Annotated in this window: 14 protein-coding genes; 3 read left to right on the top strand and 11 right to left on the bottom strand. The window is 54.0% G+C overall.

The features are described 5' to 3' along the window. Positions 1–36: 36 nt before the first annotated feature. On the bottom strand, positions 37–1,845 hold the full coding sequence (locus LX87_RS01955; protein ID WP_111626484.1) for a histidine kinase: 1,809 nt from the start codon (positions 1,843–1,845) through the stop codon (positions 37–39). A 183-nt stretch (positions 1,846–2,028) separates the two neighbouring features. Between LX87_RS01955 and LX87_RS01950 the strand changes: the two genes are divergently transcribed. Then, positions 2,029–4,428, top strand: coding sequence for a mechanosensitive ion channel family protein (locus tag LX87_RS01950; RefSeq protein WP_111626483.1), 2,400 nt, complete (start codon positions 2,029–2,031; stop codon positions 4,426–4,428). Between the two features lie 30 nt (positions 4,429–4,458). Here LX87_RS01950 and LX87_RS01945 read toward each other — a convergent pair whose 3' ends face one another. Both LX87_RS01945 and LX87_RS01940 read right to left on the bottom strand, forming a co-directional pair. Beyond that, entirely contained in the window at positions 4,459–7,077 is a 2,619-nt protein-coding gene (locus LX87_RS01945; protein WP_229310512.1) for an ABC transporter permease, read from the bottom strand. A 106-nt stretch (positions 7,078–7,183) separates the two neighbouring features. Further along, positions 7,184–7,516 carry a PadR family transcriptional regulator gene (locus LX87_RS01940; protein WP_111626482.1) on the bottom strand — a complete coding sequence of 111 codons (333 nt, stop codon included), beginning with the start codon at positions 7,514–7,516 and terminating at the stop codon, positions 7,184–7,186. 276 nt (positions 7,517–7,792) lie between these two features. On the opposite strand from LX87_RS01940, the gene LX87_RS01935 reads away from it, so the two are divergent. Then, positions 7,793–9,223: a glycoside hydrolase family 125 protein gene (locus LX87_RS01935; RefSeq protein ID WP_111626481.1), complete on the top strand. Its 1,431-nt coding sequence runs from the start codon at positions 7,793–7,795 to the stop codon at positions 9,221–9,223. Positions 9,224–9,345: 122 nt separating this feature from the next. Here the strand turns inward: LX87_RS01935 and LX87_RS01930 are convergent, their stop codons facing one another. From LX87_RS01930 to LX87_RS01895, 7 genes are all read right to left on the bottom strand, one after another. Further along, positions 9,346–10,554 carry an FG-GAP repeat domain-containing protein gene (locus LX87_RS01930; RefSeq protein WP_111627444.1) on the bottom strand — a complete coding sequence of 403 codons (1,209 nt, stop codon included), beginning with the start codon at positions 10,552–10,554 and terminating at the stop codon, positions 9,346–9,348. 58 nt (positions 10,555–10,612) lie between these two features. Beyond that, positions 10,613–14,140, bottom strand: coding sequence for a PVC-type heme-binding CxxCH protein (locus tag LX87_RS01925; protein ID WP_111626480.1), 3,528 nt, complete (start codon positions 14,138–14,140; stop codon positions 10,613–10,615). Between the two features lie 243 nt (positions 14,141–14,383). After that, positions 14,384–15,742, bottom strand: coding sequence for an outer membrane beta-barrel protein (locus LX87_RS01915; RefSeq protein WP_111626478.1), 1,359 nt, complete (start codon positions 15,740–15,742; stop codon positions 14,384–14,386). Then, entirely contained in the window at positions 15,723–16,298 is a 576-nt protein-coding gene (locus tag LX87_RS01910) for an RNA polymerase sigma factor (protein ID WP_111626477.1), read from the bottom strand. The genes LX87_RS01915 and LX87_RS01910 overlap by 20 nt, the downstream gene beginning before the upstream one ends. Positions 16,299–16,368: 70 nt before the next feature. After that, complete coding sequence (locus tag LX87_RS01905; RefSeq protein WP_111626476.1) at positions 16,369–16,896, bottom strand: hypothetical protein; 528 nt, start codon at positions 16,894–16,896, stop codon at positions 16,369–16,371. A gap of 89 nt (positions 16,897–16,985) precedes the next feature. Continuing rightward, positions 16,986–17,657 carry a hypothetical protein gene (locus LX87_RS01900; protein WP_111626475.1) on the bottom strand — a complete coding sequence of 224 codons (672 nt, stop codon included), beginning with the start codon at positions 17,655–17,657 and terminating at the stop codon, positions 16,986–16,988. 86 nt (positions 17,658–17,743) lie between these two features. Continuing rightward, positions 17,744–18,841 (bottom strand): sensor histidine kinase, encoded by a 1,098-nt coding sequence (locus LX87_RS01895; RefSeq protein ID WP_111626474.1) that lies wholly within the window; start codon positions 18,839–18,841, stop codon positions 17,744–17,746. A gap of 185 nt (positions 18,842–19,026) precedes the next feature. On the opposite strand from LX87_RS01895, the gene LX87_RS01890 reads away from it, so the two are divergent. Beyond that, positions 19,027–20,163, top strand: a complete 1,137-nt coding sequence (locus tag LX87_RS01890) for a redoxin family protein (protein ID WP_111626473.1) — start codon at positions 19,027–19,029, stop codon at positions 20,161–20,163. Here the strand turns inward: LX87_RS01890 and LX87_RS01885 are convergent. After that, a complete protein-coding gene (locus LX87_RS01885; RefSeq protein WP_111626472.1) occupies positions 20,160–21,401 on the bottom strand; it encodes an MFS transporter in 1,242 nt (413 codons plus the stop codon). The genes LX87_RS01890 and LX87_RS01885 overlap by 4 nt on opposite strands. Between the last annotated feature and the right edge of the window lie 19 nt (positions 21,402–21,420).

Genomic DNA, 21,420 nt, shown 5'->3' with positions numbered 1-21,420 from the left:
GGCCATAGGGGTTTCGTGTGTTCGAAAGATACGGTTTCAGGCGGAAAGTTGCAGATTCAGCTCCACCCGAAATACACCGTCGGTTTCGCCAGTCGTCAACGTATACTGGTTGGGGTAAAGTAACGCCAGACGCTTCCGGACGTTGGCTAAACCGATGCCGCTACTCTGGCGAAAAACCGTTTTAGGAATCAGGCTATTAAGTACTGTCATGTTCAGTTTCTGTTTTTCTACATCCAGTTGCAAATCCACGAAGCAGGGGCCGTCGGTCCGGATACCGTACTGAAACGCATTCTCCACAAACGGGATCAGCAACATCGGGACAATTTGGGCGGGTTTTCCGTCGTACCGAATCTGGAAGTCGATCAGAATCAAGGGATGATCCGGAATCCGTTTCCGCTGGAAGGCCACATAATCCTGCACAAATTGCAACTCATCAGCCACGGCCACCTGCCCCCTGGAACCGCTTTGCGTTACATACTTCATCAGGTCAGTTACCTGTTTTAAACTTTGCGCAGCCGCCGACTGCGCGGGCAGTTCCGATGAATCGACCACTTGCTGGAGCTGGGCCGTCAGGTTTTGTGCGTCGGCCTGCTGATGATAATCGGCCCGTTGTTGTTGCCGCTGCAAAGCGCGGTTTTCCACCAGCCCCTGAATCGTTTGGTAAAGCCAGCCACTCAGGAAGTAAATAAGGCCAAACAGTACCAGCATTGAAATCGTGCCTTTCCCGTTCATCGTCCAGACACTTTCCCAGATTTGCAAACCGGTAGCATCCTGGCGCAATCCCCAGGCCTTCAGATCGACATAATCGAAGCCCTGCTGGGGAAAATCATGCAGATGAAGGTAGATCGAAAAAAACATCCGGGCCAATGCCAGCGTCCAGTGAACCGCCAGCAGCAGACCCATTCCAATCAAGTAAGGCCCATACCGTTTCGCCAAAAAATAAGGGCGGTAGAGGTAGCGGTAGTGCCCCCAGGTTAAAAGCGCAAATACGAGACTACGGAAAAAAGCGCCCGCCGGGTTAGCCAGAATTTTATACCACAAAAACTCCCAAACGGTTTGCCGGGTAAAATAGGAATAGAAATTGAAGTGGTCCAGCGTGTAATACAGAAAATTAGCGCCCGCAATCAAAAAAGCCGTTAATCGGGCCGTACGCCGGGCGTCTGGCTTTGGGTCGGTTTCGACATCGGCTACTGACGATTTGTTCATTTCCCGCGCCCGGGTCGCCAGTTCCTGTATGCGTTCGGCCAGTTCGTTGAACCCTTCCACCAGCGCCTGGCCATAGACGGTATTCAACGCATTGAAAAAGAAATGGGGACTCATCTGAGCTTGTAAGGCCAACAGCTCGGCCTGCCGGTTTTCACGCTGAATAGCCAGACGGCGGACGCGGATTTCAAAAAAAACGTACACCAGCGCCAGGAGGCTCGTTAAAAGGAACTGACCCACCAAAACAAAATAAACCCTGCCCCCACTCGATTCCAGGACACTTTTAACGAAGTCTTGCCACTGCGACCGATAATAGTCCAGCGAGGTAATATGACGCAGATACGTCGGTAAGTCGCGGGCCTCTCCGTCGGTCCAGGCAATGCCGAAAAGAAGGAATACCACTAACAGAAGCAAAAACAACGGTATTCGGGCCAGGTAAGCCCCGTATCGCCCGGCGAGTAAATACGGATAAATCAGGTACCGGTAATTTACCCAGATCAGGCTGACAAAAGCCGCGCCCATCAGACCAGCCTGCACCCAGCGGTGAGCCGGTGATGCCTTCCACGCTTCGAATTGAAACAAGAGCAGGAGCAGCGCGAACTGCCCGATAAAGATCAAATAATTGCGTCGGATCGCTAGCATACGGCCGGAAATGGAAAGGTTGAAACAAAACAACGATCCAACGCGCTGCCCTGCAAAAAAATGGGACGAATGCTCGCTCCAATGGGGTGAAGACCGTGCAACCGATAACAATTCCGGAATGTTGGTAGTATTTAGTATAACGACCCAAAAAAGTAATGGCCCGATTCGACTAAAACCGTAAGCATGATGCGTTGGAATAAAATCCGATTAAAATACCAACACCTTTTAAGAAACCATCTGGCTTTCAGCAGCATCCTTTTTGTCTGCCTCTTTTTAGCCCCTGCTCTTTACGCCCAGAAAACGGACGGAAATACGCCCGGCGACAGTCTGCCCATTATTCCGCAGCCCGGTATTCCCGTCGATAGCATCATTGCCCGGCTGGAAAAAGGCCATACAGCCCTGAACGACATCAGCAACCGCACCCGCCGGGGATTCAGCACCTGGGCCATCGAAGACCGGCTGCCAGAGGTTCAGTCGTACGTCCAGACAATCCGAACCAACCTGCGCATCTACAGCAAGGTAAACGACATGAAAAACATGCTCATGTTCCAGGTCTTGCTCCAGGATATGCAAACGCAGCTTAAAGCCTGGCGGGAAACGCTCTCGGGGTACGAAAAAGACCTATCCGGCATGAACGGGCAACTCATTTCACTAGCCCGGGACTCGCTGCTGGTGCTACCCAATGACACCAATGCCCGCGCCGTCTATTTCAATTCGCTCAAGGACTTGCGGCAACAGTGGATTCAGGCCAGCGAATCAACAAACAAGAATCTGACGAAGATTAATAAGCTTCAGGCGTCGGTTTCCGACGCGTATTTCGAAACCGCCGAACTAACCAATGTCGTCAATGACCGAATCCGGGAGTTCAACGCCCGGATTACCGGACAGGAGACGGATTTTATCTGGGCCATTCCCAAAACGGCGGGGTCCGACGAACACCTGAATGAACTGGTAGCACGCTCGTACGAAGGGCAGCGCGATATGCTCCAGTATTATCTCAACCGCAGCGTCGGCAACTGGATTTATATGCTGGTGATTGGGGCCGCTTTCTTTATCTGGGTCTACCGCAGCTTTTCCGTTATCGATAAGCACGGGCAGCGGGAAGCCGTTCAGCAGGAGTTAAAACTGAAATACCTGCGGTCGATTCCGATTTTTTCGGTTTTTGTCGTTGTGTTCAACTTCGCCCCGCTGTTTGATCTGAGGCCCCCGGCGGTTTATGTCGAACTCATGCAGTTTATTCTGCTGCTGGCCCTGACGGCCTTGTTTTTCCGTAGCTGGTCGGGGCAGCTTTTCCGGTATTGGCTGGCGATTTTTACGCTCTACCTGCTGGTCATCGTCACCCGGTCGTCTATCATCGACCCCGGTATCGGCTTCCGGCTTTGGCTGCTGGTTCTCAACGGTATCTCCGTCCTGTTTGGCTTCCTTTTCTTGTTCCGCATCCGGCAGGCGCTGGCGCTGGCCGGTTTTGTCAAACAGGTTTCGGTGCTGTACGTCATTCTGAATTCGCTGGCGATTCTGTGTAATATTTTTGGCCGCATGAGTCTGGCGAAGATTTTCACTACAGCGGCCATTTACGGTCTGACCCAGGCCATTGGCCTCTTCACACTGGTTCAAATCATCAACGAAGCCTTTGCGCTTCAGGTCGTTCGCGGTAAACTGACCAACGGCCTGGCTTCCCGTTTCAATTATGCCAAACTGGAAGTGGGCCTTCACCGGGCCATGAGCCTGATCGCCATTATTGGCTGGCTTATTATTTTCACCAACAACATTTACGTTTATAACTCGATTTATGAGGTTGTGGCCAACTTCCTGACCACGGAACGGGTTTTCGGCAGCACCAAGTTCACCTGGGGAAATATCGTCCTGTTCTTCATTGTCCTCTATTTATCCAGCGTACTGCGGAAGTATATCGGTTATTTTTTCGGCGAAACCGATGACGAAATTGGCGGTAACATCACCAACACCGATTCGCGGCTGGTCATGATTCGGCTTTTCCTGCTCGTTGGTGGTTTTATGTTCGCAGTGGTCGCGTCCGGCATTGGTCTGGACAAGGTGACGGTCATTGTCGGGGCGCTGGGCGTCGGAATTGGTTTGGGGCTTCAGACCATTGTCAACAACCTGGTTTCCGGTATTATCCTCATCTTCGACAAACCCTTCCAGATTGGCGATTTCATTGAAATCGCCAACAAAAAAGGGCGCGTCAAAAACATCGGCATCCGTTCCAGCCGCTTGCTGACCACCGAAGGCTCGGAAGTAATTATTCCAAACGGCGATCTGCTGTCGGGTCAGGTTATTAACTGGACGATCAACCACAAGGCCAAACGCATCGAGTTGACCATTAAAGCCGACGCCGAGCACGAACTGAGCACGCTCAAAACCGTTATCCGGGAAGAAATAACGAAACATCCGAATTCGGTGAAACGGCAAAAACCCGAAATCTTCCTATCTACCATCACAGGTGACGCCGTTGAACTGAAAGTACGGACCTGGATTAACTCCGTTAACAAAGAGGATCAGTTCCGCAGCGAAATTCTGCTCAACGTCTACCGCCGGTTTAAGGAAGCGGGAATTAAGATGATGTAGAGGAAGGCAGAGGGAAAAACCCTCTGCTTTTCACTCGCTTCGCAAACTTTTCACCGGGTTCATCAGGGCGGCTTTCACCGTGTGAAAACTGACGGTGAGCAGGGCGATGAAAACCGCCAGCAGTCCGGCCGTGGCAAAAACCCACCAGGAAATACCGATGCGGTACGTAAAATCCTGCAACCATTGATTCATCGCGTACCAGGTAATCGGAATGGCGATCAACAGCGCGATTCCAACGAGCGTAAGAAAATCTTTTGACAGAAATGCCACAATCTGGCCCACCGTTGCGCCCAGCACTTTCCGAATACCGATTTCTTTCCGGGCCTGTTCAACCGTAAACGAGGTCAGGCCGAACAAGCCCAGGCACGAGATAAAAATGGCCAGAGCGGCAAAAAGGCCCGCCAGGGTTTTGGTCCGCTGCTCGTTGTCGAATTGGGCCGCGTATTCCTGATCGACAAAGTGATAATCGAACGGATAGGCCGGGTTGTATTTTTTAAAGACCTCTTCGACCCGCGCCAGGTTTTCGGCGGTCGAATGAGCCGGGTTGCATTTGATGTGCATCGTTGTAAACCCGGCCCCCGGCCCCTGAATGACAACCGGCGGAATGGCTTCGTAGGGCGAGCCCACAATGTAATCCTTTACAACGCCCACCACCCGCCAGGTTAGTCCATCATGGGGTTGGGTAATAATCTGCCCGATCGGTTTTTTAAACCCCATCAATTTGACAGCGGTTTCGTTCAGCACCACCGCGAAGCTGTCCGACGGATACGTTTGACTGTCAATATCCCGCCCCGCAATCAGCTTCATCCCGGCGGTTCTGACCAGATGGGCATCGGTGCTGAACAACGTGATGGCGGTGTTTGTATCCTTCGGGTTTTCGCCCGGCCACCGCAGCCCCCACGTCCGCCAGCCATCATGGGCGAGGCCGGTGAGGGTTTTCGTGACGGCGACAGCCGCGCCCGAGCGAATCAACTCCTGTTTGATCGGTGAATAACGTTTCTCAATGTCGCCCACAAAATCGACGCGAATCAACTGGTTGTTCGCATACCCTTTGTCGCGTTCCTGGGCGAAAATGATCTGATCCCGAACAATGATCGTGGCAATGACCAAGACAATAGCAAACGTAAACTGCAACACCACCAGCCCTTTCCGGGGTGATAAGCCCAGTTGAGCCTTTCGGAATTGCTTGGTAAAAATGCCAACCGGCTGAAAGGAAGACAGGTAAAAAGCCGGATAACTGCCCGCCAGTAAACTCGTCAGGATGATGAACCCAACCACAGCCAACCAGAAAGAAACGCTGCTAACGGGCAGCGAAAGCTGGGTGCCAATCAGCGAATTAAAGGGCGGCAAAGCCAGGTAAACGACCAGCATGGCCACCGCGCCCGCCAGGCAGGTGGTCAGAACCGCTTCGGCCATAAACTGACTGATCAGCAACCCGCGCCCGGCCCCGGCTACTTTCCGAATGCCAATTTCCTTGGCGCGTTTTTCGGAGCGGGCGGTGCTCAGGTTCATGAAGTTAATGCAGGCAATCAACAGGATAAAAGCCGCGATCAGCCCGAATACACGGACGGTTTCGATGCGGCCGCCAACCGGTTTTCCATTTTCAAACTCACTGTACAAATGCCATTGGCTCAGCGGGTGCAGAAAATGCGTCCAGACGTCCTTCCGGCCCGCATACCGCCAGGTCATGTCCTTGATTTTCCCGCCAAAAACTGCCGGATCGGTGTTCGGTTTCAGCAGGACGTAGGTGGGGGTGTTGTTGCTGAGCCAGTCGTCGTTGCTCCAGCCAGTCCCTAATTTTTTCAGATACGCCCAGGGCAGCAGGTACTCAAACGAAAACCGGGTGTTTGGCGGCAAGTCTTTCAGGACTCCGGTAACTACAAAATGATCGACCGAATCGAGCTGGATGCTTTTGCCCAGGGCGGGCGCATCGCCGAACAGTTTTTTCGCCAGTTTTTCGGTAATCACGATGGATGAAACCGTCGTCAGCTGCTGATGCGTTGTGCCCTCCACCAGCGGAAAGCTGAACATATTCAGGAAAGCCGCATCGACAAAAGCGCCTTCAATACCGCTAAAGCTTTTTTCGTTGACCCGGATCAGGAACTTGTCGATTTCCCGGACACGCGTGATGGCTTCGACCTCCGGATAATCTTTTTCCAACGCTGGCCCCAGTGGTTGGGAAGTGGTGGAAATCGCTATCCGTTCCCCACTTATATCGCCCGTCAGACCGTACACTTGAAAAAGCCGGTCTTTATGGGCATGAAACCGATCAAAGCTGATCTCATTATACAGCCATAAGCTAATCAGCACCGCCCCAGCCATGCCCACCGCCAGTCCCGAAATGTTAATCGCCGAAAAACTCTTCCCTCCGATCAGGTTGCGGAAGGCAATTTTGAAATGGTTTCGAATCATAGCCGTATTTGTTGGATTCGGAAATTCGCCGAAGCGTCGGACTGTTGGTTTGCGTCGGATAAAAGCGGGTCGCAGATACGCCAGTAGGTCGCGCCAATACCGTCGGCGGGCCTGACTAGCCCCCAGGCGGTTAGCCTGCATCTGGAACCGTTCGTGCATGTCGCCCAGCACCTCTTCGCGCAGGTGTGGCGCCACCAGCCAGTTGAGCAGGCGGTCGGCAAAACGGGGCGGGGTCATAGGAGTGATAAGTTAAGAGTGATGAATTGAATGGGCGGTGGAAATGAAGGACGGAGGGGAAGTCAGGGCGAGTAATTCTTAACTCATAACTCCTAATTTTTAACTCCTAACTCCCCAAAATCGTTTGTGGCACAATGCGGTCCCAGAGCCGGTTGCGGACCGAACGAACTTCCTGCAAAACCCGACCGCCCAGCGCCGTGACGGTAAACAATCGCTTTCGACGCCCACCCCGCTCGGCTGTGGCCGCCCCCAACGTTGAGGTCACGTAGCCTTTCTGCTCCAGCCGTTGCAGGGCCGCGTGCACCGCGCCTGTGCTGACGGTTTGCCCGGTTTCCTGTTCGAGTTCGTCGGCGATGACCACCGAGTAAGCCGTCGGCACCAGTACCGCCACCGTCAGTAAAACCACTTCTTCAAATTCACCCAGATCACTCCGTCTCATGTGTTGAAAATCAGAAGAGTTAAGGAACTGATTAATTTCTTCTATTTCCGTATATCAAATCTGCGGCCAAAACATAAAAACCCTGATTCGGATAAATAGTGGGTGTTTTTGTAAAACCGTCTTCTTCGGTTTGTCCATTAGCGGACAGGTTTTGTACGCATCTGGACAGTCTGATGAGCTTGCAGAAAAGCCGTCGGTTCGAAGCAATTAATTCCTACTTTTGATGAATCGAAATCCGGATTGGGCATGACTAATCACGGAAACTACCAACTACCTATGAATCGTCGTCAATTTCTACAACAATCGGCCGTAGCCAGCGCCGGAATTACGTTGGGTTCTCATGCGGTTTTTGCAAACAGCGACCCATCTTTCCCGACCGTCCGGGTAGCGCCCGACAAACGGAATTTTACCAGTGCCGCCGTGGAGCGAGCCATTGAGCGCGTGAAGAAAACGGTTAAAGACCCCGAACTGGCCTGGCTTTTTGAAAACTGCTTTCCCAATACGCTCGATACCACCGTTCAGTTCAGCGAAACCGGCGGCAAACCCGATACTTTCGTCATCACGGGCGACATTGACGCCATGTGGCTGCGCGACAGTACCGCCCAGGTCTGGCCGTATCTGCCCCTGACGAAAGAAGACGAACCGCTGCGGAAACTCATTGCGGGCGTGATCCGGCGGCAGACGCAGTGCATCCGGCTCGACCCGTACGCCAACGCTTTTTATTCGGACCCGACCAAAGAAGGGGAATGGAAGAAGGACATTACCGCCATGAAACCGGGCTTACACGAACGGAAGTGGGAACTGGATTCGCTTTGTTACGCCATCCGGCTGGCGTATCACTACTGGCAAACGACCGGCGATACCAGCCCGTTCGATGCCGACTGGGCCGATGCCATGCGGCTGGTGGTCAAAACCTGCCGCGAACAACAGCGCAAAACCGACCGGGGACCGTATAAATTTGGCCGCACCACTGCCTGGTCGACAGACACGGTTCCGGGCGACGGCTACGGCAACCCAACCCGTCCCGTTGGACTGATTCACAGCATTTTCCGTCCGTCGGACGACGCAACAGTTTTTCCGTTTCTGGTGCCTTCCAACTGGTTTGCAGTGGTGTCGCTGCGGCAGTTGGCCACGATGACCGATAAAATCCGTCCCGATGCGGCTTTTGCCAAAGAGTGCCGGGCGCTGGCCGATGAAGTCGAAAAAGCCCTGAAGCAGTACGCCATTTATACGCATCCGAAATACGGCAGGATGTACGCGCTGGAAGTTGACGGTTTTGGCAATCACCTGTTGCAGGACGACGCCAACGTGCCGAACCTGATTTCGTTGCCGTATCTGGGAGCCATGCCGGCCAGCGACCCGATTTACCGCAACACCCGCCGGTTTTCGCTCAGCGCCGACAACCCGTATTATTTCAAAGGGAAAGCCGCCGAGGGAATCGGTAGTCCGCACACGCTGGTGGACAACATCTGGACCATGAGCCTGACGATGCGGGCGCTAACCTCCACTGACGATCAGGAGATTCTGGCGCAGCTCCGGCAACTGAAAAAGACCCACGCCGGTACGGGTTTCATGCACGAATCGTTCGACAAAGACGACCCGGCGAAGTTCACACGCAAGTGGTTTGCCTGGGCCAATACGCTGTTCGGTGAGCTGGTTCTAAAAGTGGTAAACGAGAAGCCGCAGTTGGTAAGTAAGCCGTTGTAACGACGGAGGTTTTTGTTACCCAGCGTTGATCAGAGAACATCAAAGTTGGGGTGTTCTCTGATACCCTCTGATGTCCTCTGATCAACTCTGTGTAACTGCCCCGTCGCAATGCCGGTTTTTCTTTATTTCCGTTTCTGTTGCTCGAAAATATGTACCCCCTTTTTGTTGCCTACGGTGATGTCGGGCAGTTTGTCGCCGTTGAGGTCCTCCACCGTTACATGCAGCCCTACGCCTGAGTCGTTATCAATTTCATGCGGTATCCAGGAGGGATTTTTGCCGGGTTTAAACTCAAACCAGTACAATACCGCCGGATCGTCTTCGCCCGGATCAACCTTGCCATTGTGGGCATAATACCGTTTTCCCGTTACCAGATCCGGTTTTTTGTCACCGTTCATATCCACAAAAGCCAGCCCGTGGCTCTGCGAAAAACCTTTATGAATCTCGTGGGTGGTCCAGCTAGGTTTACCCTGCGCATCTTTCCCCTGCTCATGCCACCAGATACCGTATTTGTGGGCTGAGGAAGAAATCACATCGTTCAGACCGTCGCCGTTCACATCGTACACATACATCTGCGCACACTCCTCGCCGAAGTTTGCCGGATGCCAGGTCCAGTTGGCCTGTTTCGGGTTGGCCGGAGCCTCCCACCAGCCGGAACGGATGAGCACATCGGGTCGTTTGTCGCCATTCACATCGCCTAAGCCCAGACCGTGGGTATACATATGGGTGCCGGGCGTCGAATCGCCTTTGCTGATGACGGTTTTTTCCCACTCGTCCGTGAAGTTTTTATCCGGTGCCCGCAGCCAGATGATTTCCTTGGCCGTTGGATCGTTCGAGACAATGTCCTTTCGACCGTCGCCATCGACATCCACAAACAGGGGCGATTCGTTGCCCACCGAGGGGTAAATGGGGTGAGCCTTCCAGTAGCCGGGCTGATTTTTAGGATTCTCGTGCCAGACGGCGGCTTTGCCGGGGAAGTCGATGCGGATCACGTCCAGCCAGCCGTCCTTGTTCACGTCCATCGTGAAGTTCAGAAACGAGTTGCTGTACCCCTCGTTATAGATAAACTTCTGGGGCTTGGCCAGTTCGTGGGGCGTCCAGTTGGGGGCTTCAAACCAGTAGGCGCCAGCCACCACGTCCTTCTTGCCATCCTTGTTGACATCAATAACCGTTGCCCCTTCGGCAATGAATTCGCGGGACAGGGCGGTCTTTTTGAACTGCAATTCACCTCCTTTTTTCTCGTTACGCTGCGCCTGGCAAACCAGAACACTCAGGGTCAGACAACCGCAGACAACCGTACTCAACTTGGACCATCGACCTGCTTTTTGCGCCATATCTTTCATTTTTTGTATTCAACTGGTAGAATAATGGAAAGTGCAAACCGGCCAAAAGCTACTTAACACTCAGTAAATAGGTTACCAGATTGTAAAAATCTTTTTCGGGGATAGTGTGCCGGAACTGATCGGGCATCAACGTATACCTGGAGGCTTTATATTCTTTCATATCGCTTTTGGGCACCGAAAATTCCTTACCGTCCGGATTAGCAAATACGATGACCTCCCCCTCGGCCCGGCGATACAAACCGGTTTGCGTCTGCCCGTTTTTAAGGACAATGTTGTAGGTGCGAAAGGCTTCCGAAATGCTCCGGTTAGGGTCCAGAATCTTTTCAGTCAGGGCTTTCTGACCCCAGTTACCAATGCCGTCCAATTGCGGACCAATCAGCCCGCCCGTGCCTCTGATCTGGTGACACATGCTGCAATTATTCATAAAAACGCTCCGTCCGGCATCCACCGACGTAGTCGCCGTGTTCAATCCAACCATCCGGGCCAGAATCAGCTTCTCCCGTTCTTCGCGTTCGCTGGCCCCATTGGCCCGCAAAGCCGCCAGCAGTTTTTGCTGCTCGGCGCTGGCTTTGGCCGTCAACCGCTCCGTAACCGACGTTTCGGCTAACACATCGGCCCCCACCTGTTCGTCCTTCAAAGCCGCAATCAGGTGATTGATTCCCCGCTCATCGTTCGCCAGCGCCGAGGCAATGACCACCTGCAAAGGCCGGGCACTTCCCGATAAACCGTTTTCAAGCGCCTGAAAAACCGCATCCGAAGGCACCTGACCCAGCGCCGAAACCAGTTTTTGCCGCAAGTCTACCGGCTCCGTCCGATCCGCAAAAACCGTTGTAACCAACGCTTGATTCTGGTTCGGCGCAAGCGTCATCAGGGCGTTCGCGGCTGCGGTCCGCACGCGGGCGTCGAGCCACCTGGCCCGCAGCAGTTTTTGCAGGGCCGGTTCCAGAGATTCTATCTTATACTGGCCAACCAGTTCAGCCGCCTGCACCCGCTGCTCGGCCAGTTCGTTGGGACCTTTGGCCGTCATCGACAGCACCGCCGGTTGCAGATCACCAAAACCGATGGTACTTACCTTTGAACTATCCACTACTTCCAGGTACCCGCGCTGCCCCTTATACAGTTCCAGGTCCAGCGTGGGCCGGGCCATCACATCATTTTTGGTTGCGGGCTTTTTCTGCTGCATCCGGTATTCGGCAACGATTTTACCGCTATCGGCCAGCCGGACCCGAACGGCATTCACCGACATACCCGTTTTTAAATCGCTATTGAACAGATCATTATCATACACGGTTAACTGCAACGACGGGGGCAGCACGAAGGCCGTTGAATGAAGCTGCGACATGGTACCCCGCTGGCCCACGATCATACGGACGGGTTGAAACCGCTCGGTCGTCAAATCGCTCGCGGTAAACCAGGAGCCCGGATCACCGTTTTTTTCCAGCGGACGAATTTTCCAGAGCTCACCCGCTTCCGATATTTCCGAAAGAAACCGTTTTGCCAGCTCTGCGCCCCAGTCTTTCAGTTGCGGCAAATCGACCGCTCCACTTCTGGCCATGCCGTCGAGCATGGTGCGGTGCAGTATAAACTGATTGTCGTAATCGCCCGCAAACCGGGTGCGCACGGCCGAAATCAATTCACCGAGTCGGGATTCCGGCAAATACCGGCTCACAAATGCTACATAGTCAGGCAGTTGCTCCGTCGGCAGGCGGCTGCTGCGTACTTCATTCAGGACAAACAGAGCGGCTTCCGGCGTCGGAACGTCGGTCATCGCTTTGGTTAGCAAGGTCAGTTGCGGACCGGTCCACTGCCGCCCGGCCACCTCGGACAGGACCGCCTTGTTGCGCAGGGTGTTCCGAACGGCAATGATCGTTGTATAGCGCAGATGTGAATCCTCTGACGGTGTTTTTCCGTACAAGTCGCTGAGTAAAGCCAGGTTGGCGGTATTTGGGAAACGTCCCAGCACCGCAGCGGCTGTGCGCCGAATGTTCGCGTCAGGATTGACCAGCGCCTTCGTTACCAGCGCGTGCGTGCTTTCACCCAATTCTTCTCGTTCCATTAAAACCCGTAAAGCGTGCAACTGGATCAGCGGATCGGTATGCGTCAGGGCCGTTTGAAGTTGCTCCTCAGGCAGGGCATTCAGCCGGTTCAGAATCCACAGGCCCTGAACGTACGTTTTAGAATTGACACCCGCCGTAGCCATCATCTGCCGCACGGGTTCGACGGCCCGCTGCTGCCAGACATCCACCAGCCGGTCGGCCAGCTTCATCCGCACGTTTAGCTGCGGATGGTTCAAACCGGCTACCAGTTCCGGCAGACTGGCTTTCGACCAGTCCGTGACCGGCAGGTTTTCATGCGGCTTCTTGCCAACGTATTTAATTTTCCAGATGCGACCGCTGACCCGATCCCGACCGGGGTGCTTCAGGTCCACTTCGTAATGCCCAATGATGCGGTTGTAGAAGTCCGCTACATAAAGTGCCCCGTCGGGACCAACTTTGATGTCCACCGGCCGAAACCAGGGATCGTCGCTGATCAGAAAGTCGGCTTCCCGTTTGGAGATGGGCGTCGAACCGGTGTGGGTGATGGTGTTGCGGTTGATCTGGCAGGTCACCACGTCGCCCGTGAAGAAACTATGGCGGTATTCTTCCGGAAACTGCAAACCCGTGTAGTAGACCAGTCCGGCGATGGCCGTTGAACCCAGTTCGTAGCTCATCATCTCGGGCGCAAAGCCGATGACCGGCGCTTTCTTGCCAAAATGCGGGTATTCTCCGCCGGGAATAAGCTGGTAAATGGGTTTCGAGTGGCAATCCACCGAATACAGATACCCCGACTCGTCGTAAGCGTACCCGAACGGGTTGACCCGTCCAAAGGTGGTTTGTTCCACCCGGCTGCCATCGGGCCGAAACCGGAACGTATTGCCGGATACCATTTTGATCGAGTCGCCGTCTGCCCCGGCCACGGCGGAGGTGTTGGTAAAGCCGTGGCAGGCATACACCCAGCCATCGAACCCCCGGATGAGGTTGTTGACCATGCCGTGCGTATCGCGGTAGCCAAACGGCCCCACAACCACCTTCTGCTGATCGGCTTTTCCGTCGCCATCGGTATCGCGGTAGTGGGTCAGGTTGGGGATGCTGTAGGCAATGGCCCCTTCGCTCAGGGGTAAAATGCCGATGGGGATGTTCAGCTTGTTGTCGAAGGGCGTAAAACGGTCGGCTTTGCCATCGCCGTCTGTGTCTTCCAGGATGGTGATGCGGTCTTTACCGTTGCCGGGATCGGCGGGCAGCGGATATTCAGAAGATTGAGTGACCCAAAGCCGTCCGCGGTCGTCGAACTCCATGTTCATCGGTTTGGAGATGTCGGGTTCGGACGCATACAGGGTGATTTCAAAACCCTCGGGCAGGTGGAAGCCCAGGCGTTCTTCTTCGGGGGTTCGGAACTCGGTCGTACGCACGTTGTCGCCGAATTTGGCCCGGTTGCTTTCCCGGCTTTCCTTTTTCGCGGGCAACTTACACCCTTGCAGGAGCAGCAATAGTAATCCCGTATAACCAAGAATCAATTTGTTGGTCAGCAACACGTTCATCGGGTTTAGGAGCTATGTAAAAATGAATAACTGGCTTTCTTGCGTTTCTTGCCGATCCGGCGAAACCTTTCGTTCCAGTTCCAATCCCGTAAGAAAAAAAGGGACGATTTCTACGCTAAGCAACTGATTGTTATAGCCCTTTAACCATGAAATTTTTGCTGTACCTGTATTTTCAAGCGACTTGTTGGTGCGGGCTGCGGTCAACTTGTTTCAACACCTGAAAAGGAAGCTGACTGTTATGGCTTAACGACCCGCCCGAAAGCCAAGCCGCAGACTGACGCCCCCCGACCCGAGCATCAGATTCTCGCGGGTGAACGGCCCGATCGGATATTTTAGATACGGTTCGGCCGATAACCGGAATTGCTTACCCAGCCGACGCTCGACGCCAATGGAAACGTTGACCAGCCGCCCCCAGTAAATTCGCTGAAAAGCCGGTTCTGAATGGGTGACGGTTTGCTGCTCCGTGACGTACTGCGTGACGGCCTGCTCCTGCCCGTCCGATCCCATGACCAGCACCGTCACTTCCCTTTGCTGTTCGTACGTCTCCGCATACCGTTCGTTCAGGAAAGCCAAAGACGACAAACCGGCTTCGACGTACATACCCGTTCGGGACAACCGTTTGGGACGAAAACGGACGTTAAGCGGCACATCAAGGGTAGTCAGCCGGATGTCGGTGGAAACCAGATGAGGACTCAACCAGGTGATAAGTGGTCCGGACTCCGCCGTGCCGAGCGTCTGCCGGGCCATCGACAGACCGGTGGACAAACTAAACCGTTTGCTGAGCGGTATTTCAGAAAATAGCCCCCCGCCCACTGTTGCTTTAGCCGAACTCCCGGCTGCATAAACCGACTGCGGGGCCAGACCAACGCTCCAGACCGGATTCCGGCCGGTTTTAGACCGATCAGCTTGTGCGGTCAGCGGCTCTGTTGGCTCCATGCTCAGGGGAAGGCCCAGTGGCCGAAGCGACCAGCGGTAAGCCGGTTGCGCTCGCGGTTTTATCAGGGCTAACGAACCCGGCGGACCGGCCAATTTAACGGTTTCTTCCGAACGGGAAGCGGTGTTTTTGTTATCAGGGAGACGCTCCGTCGATTGAGTCAGGATGGGTTGACGGAGTTCCTTCTGACGGTTTCGACGGGCTTCCAATGTTATTTGCCGTTCGGTATCAGAACGCGATTCGTATCCTTCTTTTTGACGAGGTAGAGCGTTTCTCCATGCAATACGGTCTTGAGGTAAATCTTTATTCCGGGACAGGGATGGCTGGTTGACGGGTTTAGTCGCCCCAGCAGCCTGATCCAGCACCGGATTGGCCGACCGCTGTTGAGCAACTTCCGGCTGATCGTTCGGATTAACCGGCTGCGGACGCCTGACGGACTGCTCTGGCGAATCGGACGGTTTGACGTACAGCCAGAGCGGTACGCCCAACATACCGAGCAGCAGACAGGCCGCCATTGCATACCGGAACCAGACAAAGGGCTGCCGTTGCCTGCGCCGGTTTCGCAACCGCTGAAACTCCTCCCACGAGCCGGGTTCGTAAGAGACTTCATGCCGCCCCACGGTTTTCCGAATGTGCTCGGTCAGCTTTTTATGGATAGAATCTTTCATTGTGATTCGGGAAATAACGCTTCACTAACCGCGCCAACTGCTCTTTCGCGCGCACCAGGTACACCCGCGACGAACTAACCGACAGGTTGAGTTGCCGGGCAATTTCTTCGTGTGAATACCCTTCGATTTCGTAGAGGTTAAACACCATACGGTATTGGGCAGGCAGGTGTTGCAGCAGCTTCAGAATATCGTCCGCCGTTAGTTGGCTAATGACGGAATCCTCAACCAGAACCGTCTGGCTATCGGCCTGATCCAGATCAAGTGCGTGGGTGTGTTTTGCCAGTCGGCGGTAGTGATCGAGGGCGGTGTTGACCACAATCCGGCGCAGCCAGCCGCGAAACGTTTCAGTAAATTCATACCGGTTAATCCGGTCGAAAACCTTCATAAAACTATCATTGACCACGCTGCCCGCTTCCTGCCGGGCCGGATGATAGCGTAACGCAATGGCCATAACAAACCCGTAAAAATGCTTGTAGAACATTTCCTGGTGCTGCGGACTGCCGTTGCGGCATCCTTCGATGAGTTGTCGTTCGAAAGGTGTACAGTCGGGTGCCATACCACCGGCTACGGGCGATAAAAAGAACGGGGAGCCGCGCGCGACTCCCCGTTCAACGCTGGATAGTAACTTATTTGTTGGAGACGCTGCCGTCCGGGTTCAGCGTGGTGTCCTGCACCTTCGACCCGTTGTAAACGACAAACGTTGTATTCGAATGATCGCCCTCGCCCACCACTTTGGTAATGTCAATTTTGAGCGTGTGTTCCATATCAACCGGACAGCCGAATACTTCCGCCGTTTCGTGCAGCAAGGCCAGGTGAATCGTCGGCGGATAGAGCATGATCTCCATCCCGTTCCAGACGGCTTTGAACGATTCGGGCGAGCAACCGCCTTTTACTTTGACGGTCAGAATGTTGCCCTCGCGGCTTACGTTTTCGATGGTGAACGGGATGCCCTGGGCTTTGGTCCGGGCGTTCATGGCCCGGTTGTATTCTTCCGGACTCTTCACCAGCGCAGTAAGGTCCTTACCGGACGGAGCCGGCTCGTCGTTGCCCGAATTCTGGTTACAGGCGCCGAGGGCCATCAGCAGCACAAAGCTTAGCAGGGTGGTGGTTTTTCGGTAATTCAGGATGCTGGAAAAAATGAACGTTTTTTTCATGGTAGTAGATGATAGTAAAGTATTCATCACCATGACGTAAAGCAGAAAACAAACGCTACAGGTCAGCCCTGATTTTTCAGAAAATATCGTTAGTTCAACGCGACGCCTACCACACAGGTCTGGTTATAGGATTCCACCAGATCGCCAAACCGCTTCCAGTCCCGGCGCGTGGCCGCCGGAAACCGTTGCACAAAAGCCGGACAGTCGCCAAACAGGGCTTCGTGCTCATCGTCGAAGGTTCCTTTCTTCACGATCCGGGCGTTGGTCTGGTCTTTCACCACCACAAAGCTGAGGTCTTTCGGGTTGGTGGCGATGGTAAAGTTGCCGAACGTATACTCCGCATTCTTTTTCCAGCCGTTGGCGTCGAAGTACAGCGTAATTTTTCCGGGATGGCTTAGCCGTTCGAGCAGGGCCGTTTTGCCGTCTTTACGCGGATTCGGAACCCGTTCAAACACGATTTGTTCGCGTTCACGGGGAATCGCGCCGGTCGCGTAAGCAAACTTGGGAATGTCCTGGGCCACCAGCCGCAGTTTTTCACCCTTGAAGGTCACTTTCTTGTCGTCGGCCAGCCGAACCACGATGCTGGCGGGGGCGTCATTCACCATCGTATTCACCCGGACTTTACCGCGGATGGTATCATTTTCGGTCGTGACCACGTAGCCGTCGGCCCAGGAGGTGATAGCGCCCAGTGGAGCGTATTGAGCCCTGCTAACCGTCGCACTCAGCAGCGCGAAGAAGAGACTGATTTTTAGCGTTTTCATGATGTATTGTTGTTTACTGGTTTGCAAAAGTAGACGCCAGCCCCATTAAGCTGGCAAACTTTTATGTGAACGGTATCTGCTTTCTGTTACCGCCGAATGAGCGGAACCGTTACCCGAAATTCTTCGCCATCGTCGCTGATAACGAGCGCCGGTAATCCCAGCCGCCGGAAGCGGTCGGTCAGGGTACCCAGGCCGATGGGCGTGGCCGTTACCCGCAACGGCTTGCGCTGAATTGGATTTACGACCTGCAACTGGCCCTGATCTGTCGTATGGATGTTCAGCCATAACGGTTTTTCGGGCAAAATGACGTTATAACGAATGGCATTTTCGACCAGCGTCTGAAGCGTCAGCGGGGGGAGCAGGGTGTCGAGCCACGGGTCGTCAATTTGAATCGTATACGAAATCGCCGGGCCAAACCGCTTCTGAATCAGAAACAAATACGAGTGAATGAAATTGACCTCGCTCCGCAGTGAGGTCACCTCCCGGTCGGCTTCCTGTAATAAATACCGGTATACGCTGGCGAGTTCATCCAGAAATTCGCCAGCCAGCTTTTTATCCTCGGTAATGAGCGACGACAGCGAATTGAGGGAATTAAACAAAAAGTGGGGATTTACCTGATTTTTCAGCGTATCGTACTGACTCTGCAACGCCACTTTTTTAAGTGATTCGGCTTCCAGAATTGCTTCCCGGTTTTTTTCGAGGTAGTACATGCTTTCGTAAATCACCCCAACCACAAACGCGAAGAGCAACGCCATGACCAGGTGAATCAGGTAAACGCGCGGAAACTCCGGGGGCGCAATCAGGCCCGTCAGGTCCAATTGGCTGACCGTCCAGGTTTCGGCCAGTTGCAGCGGGATGGTAAACAGCAGATACCCGCCGAACGTCATCAAAAGCCGTTGCCGAAACTGCGTCCGGTCGGCATACCATTGCCGGACCCGCATTACCCACCACCGCAGCACCTGCCAGGTTACTGCCGTCGAAACGATGCCCCAGCTAAACGTCTGGGCAAAAAGCCGCCATTTGTAGCCGTATTCGTGCAGATAAAAAAGCACGAACGGCATCACTGCCAGCGGAACGCCAATGATCTGGAGCCATGTGTCGTTGATGGGTTCGGTTCTTTTCAGCAGTTCGGGCGGATTCAGTTTGGGCACGGACACGTTGTGTTCCTGATTTGGATTCGTCAATTACGGCGGTTGTAAACCGCTCATTAAAAGTAACCTGCCCGGTATCGGTTTCAAAAAAATGTCGGTTGAATTCACATTTTTAGTCACCCAACCGGAAGAAAGTAACGACTTCACTTTCGAAATCTACAGCATTTAATTATTTTCAGGTATACTAATACAATTCCACTACCAAAAAGCGTATTACTATGATTTATAAACCTTTAACCCATCAAGTAACCTGGATAACCGGGCTGGTCCTTTTGCTGGGTCTGGCGGCTTCTGCGCCGAAGGAAGATCATAAAACGCTGGACATTGGAGCGTCAGCACCGGATTTTTCGCTACCCGGTATTGATGGAAAACAATACAGCCTGAAAAGCTTTGCCGGTTCGTCCGCGCTGGTGATTGTTTTTAGCTGCAACCACTGCCCCACCGCCCAGGCTTACGAAGACCGGCTGATTCAACTGGTGAAGGATTACAAACCGAAGCAGGTGAACTTTGTCGTTATTTCGCCCAACAACCCCGCCACGGTCAGTCTGGCCGAACTGGGGTATACCGACCTCAGCGACAGTTTTGAGGAAATGAAAATCCGTGCCAAAGCGAAAGGCTACAACTTCCCGTATCTGTACGACGGCGACACGCAGGCTACGGCCCTGAAATACGGTCCGGTGGCAACACCCCACGTTTTCATTTTCGACAAAGACCGCAAACTGCAATACGCCGGTCGGTTTGACGCCAAAGAAAAACCGGGCACGGGCAACGCCGAAGATGCCCGAACGGCTTTGGATGCGGTATTGGCGGGGCAGAAAGTGCCGGTCCCGACCACCAAAACGTTTGGCTGCTCGGTCAAGTGGATGGAAAAGGAAGATTACATCAAAAAACAGCAGGCCGAATGGGCCAAACGCCCGGTTTCGCTCGAAGACATTGATGTGGCCGGGCTGAAAAAGCTGATTCAGAACGATTCCGACAAACTGCGGCTGATCAACGTCTGGGCCACCTGGTGCGGGCCCTGCGTGCAGGAGTTTCCTGATTTTGTGAGCATTGACCGGATGTACCGCGAACGGGATTTTGAGTTCGTTTCCGTTTCAGCCGACAAACCCGATAAAAAAACCAAGGCGCTGGAATTTCTGAAAAAGAAAGAAGCTTCCAACCGGAATTACATTTTTAGTTCGGAGGATAAATACGCGCTCATCGAAGCCATCGACCCGAAATGGCAGGGCGCACTGCCTTACACGATTCTGGTAGAACCGGGCGGCAAAATCGTCTACAGCAAACAGGGCACGATCAACGTGCTGGAAATGAAAAAGCAGATTGTAGAAAACCGCCTGCTGGGACGGTATTACTAAGTCAGTATGACCTCCTCGGTCGGGTCGATCCGGAGCCAGAGCAGGCAACTACACAACAACAGAAAGGCAATCAGAAACAGCGGCAGGTTGAAGTCGCCCGTGACGTTAACAATATACCCGAACAAAACGCCCAGAAAAACCGCCCCGAGTTGCCCGACGGTATTCATGGCCCCCGATACCATGCCCGACTGGCTCCGGCCTACGTCGTTGCAAACCGCAAACGAAACCGGCAGGGTCAGGTCTTTGAAACCCATGCCCATCGACAGAAAGATGGCCGCCGTTGAATTGTCCTGGGTTAGCGCCGACAACAGAATCATGGCCGACGAAAGCCCGAGCCCCACAATACCGACCACCCGCCGACCGGTTTTCAGGCCGTAGCGTTTGGCCAGCCAGTCGCTCAGATAACCGCCCGTAAAGCAACCAATGGCCCCCAGCAAAAACGGCAGCGTGGCAAACCACTGCATTTCTTCCTTGCCGAAGTGACGGCCTTCGCGGAGATACGTCGGCAGCCAGCCCGTAAAGAAATAAGCGCCGTACATATAAAAATGAAACATCAGCATGATGGCCCACATGTTCTGACTCCGCAACACCGCCCGCCAGGGAATGTGATGGCTCGCCGTCCGAAACCGCCGGTTTTGCTCGATGTATTCCAGCTCGTCGGTGCTGATGTCCTGTTTTTCGCGCGGAAAATCGCGGAACCAGACGTACCAGCAAACCGCCCAGAGCAGGCCCAGCAACCCCATGACGTAGAAGGAAGCCCGCCAGCCAAACTGCGTAGCCACCGGCACCACCACCCAGGGGGCCAGCATTCCGCCCACGCGCCCGGCTGCCCAGATGTAAGCCTGGGCCCGTCCGGTTTCCTGCCGTGGAAACCAGCGAGAGACCACAATCGACGCGTTGGGGTACGCCCCGGCTTCGCCCATTCCGAACAAAAACCGCACGACCACCAGGTATAACCAACTGGCCGCCGTTCCGGTCAGTGCCGTAAACACCGACCACCAGCCCACCACCCGCGTCAACACCCGGCGAGGGCCTAGCCGGTCGCCAAGCGCACCGGTTGGTAGTTCGAACAGGGCGTAGGCCAGCGCAAACGCGCTCAGAACCCAGCCCCATTGGTCATTGCCGATTGCCAGGTCGGTCTTGATGTCCGACGCAACCAGCGAAATGCAGGTACGGTCGATGTAGGTAATGGCCGAAAGCGCAAATAAAAACGAGAGAACCCGGGAACGGTAATTCATGAAGAGCCAGTGGTAAATC

It is taken from the genome of Larkinella arboricola (assembly GCF_003259745.1).
GTDB classification, from domain to species: Bacteria; Bacteroidota; Bacteroidia; order Cytophagales; family Spirosomataceae; genus Larkinella; species Larkinella arboricola.
The sequence above is the reverse complement of the archived record's forward strand: the minus strand, read 5'-3'. Positions and strand labels throughout refer to the sequence as shown.

Bases quoted from the DNA above. Each gene is read 5' to 3' on its own strand.
- LX87_RS01950 (WP_111626483.1), top strand. From the start codon at position 2,029: ATGATGCGTTGGAATAAAATCCGATTAAAATACCAACACCTTTTAAGA.
- LX87_RS01940 (WP_111626482.1), bottom strand. From the start codon at position 7,516: ATGAGACGGAGTGATCTGGGTGAATTTGAAGAAGTGGTTTTACTGACG.
- LX87_RS01900 (WP_111626475.1), bottom strand. From the start codon at position 17,657: ATGAAAACGCTAAAAATCAGTCTCTTCTTCGCGCTGCTGAGTGCGACG.
- LX87_RS01885 (WP_111626472.1), bottom strand. From the start codon at position 21,401: ATGAATTACCGTTCCCGGGTTCTCTCGTTTTTATTTGCGCTTTCGGCC.
- LX87_RS01890 (WP_111626473.1), top strand. From the start codon at position 19,027: ATGATTTATAAACCTTTAACCCATCAAGTAACCTGGATAACCGGGCTG.
- LX87_RS01955 (WP_111626484.1), bottom strand. From the start codon at position 1,845: ATGCTAGCGATCCGACGCAATTATTTGATCTTTATCGGGCAGTTCGCG.
- LX87_RS01910 (WP_111626477.1), bottom strand. From the start codon at position 16,298: ATGGCACCCGACTGTACACCTTTCGAACGACAACTCATCGAAGGATGC.
- LX87_RS01945 (WP_229310512.1), bottom strand. From the start codon at position 7,077: ATGACCCCGCCCCGTTTTGCCGACCGCCTGCTCAACTGGCTGGTGGCG.
- LX87_RS01905 (WP_111626476.1), bottom strand. From the start codon at position 16,896: ATGAAAAAAACGTTCATTTTTTCCAGCATCCTGAATTACCGAAAAACC.
- LX87_RS01915 (WP_111626478.1), bottom strand. From the start codon at position 15,742: ATGAAAGATTCTATCCATAAAAAGCTGACCGAGCACATTCGGAAAACC.
- LX87_RS01925 (WP_111626480.1), bottom strand. From the start codon at position 14,140: ATGAACGTGTTGCTGACCAACAAATTGATTCTTGGTTATACGGGATTA.
- LX87_RS01935 (WP_111626481.1), top strand. From the start codon at position 7,793: ATGAATCGTCGTCAATTTCTACAACAATCGGCCGTAGCCAGCGCCGGA.
- LX87_RS01930 (WP_111627444.1), bottom strand. From the start codon at position 10,554: ATGGCGCAAAAAGCAGGTCGATGGTCCAAGTTGAGTACGGTTGTCTGC.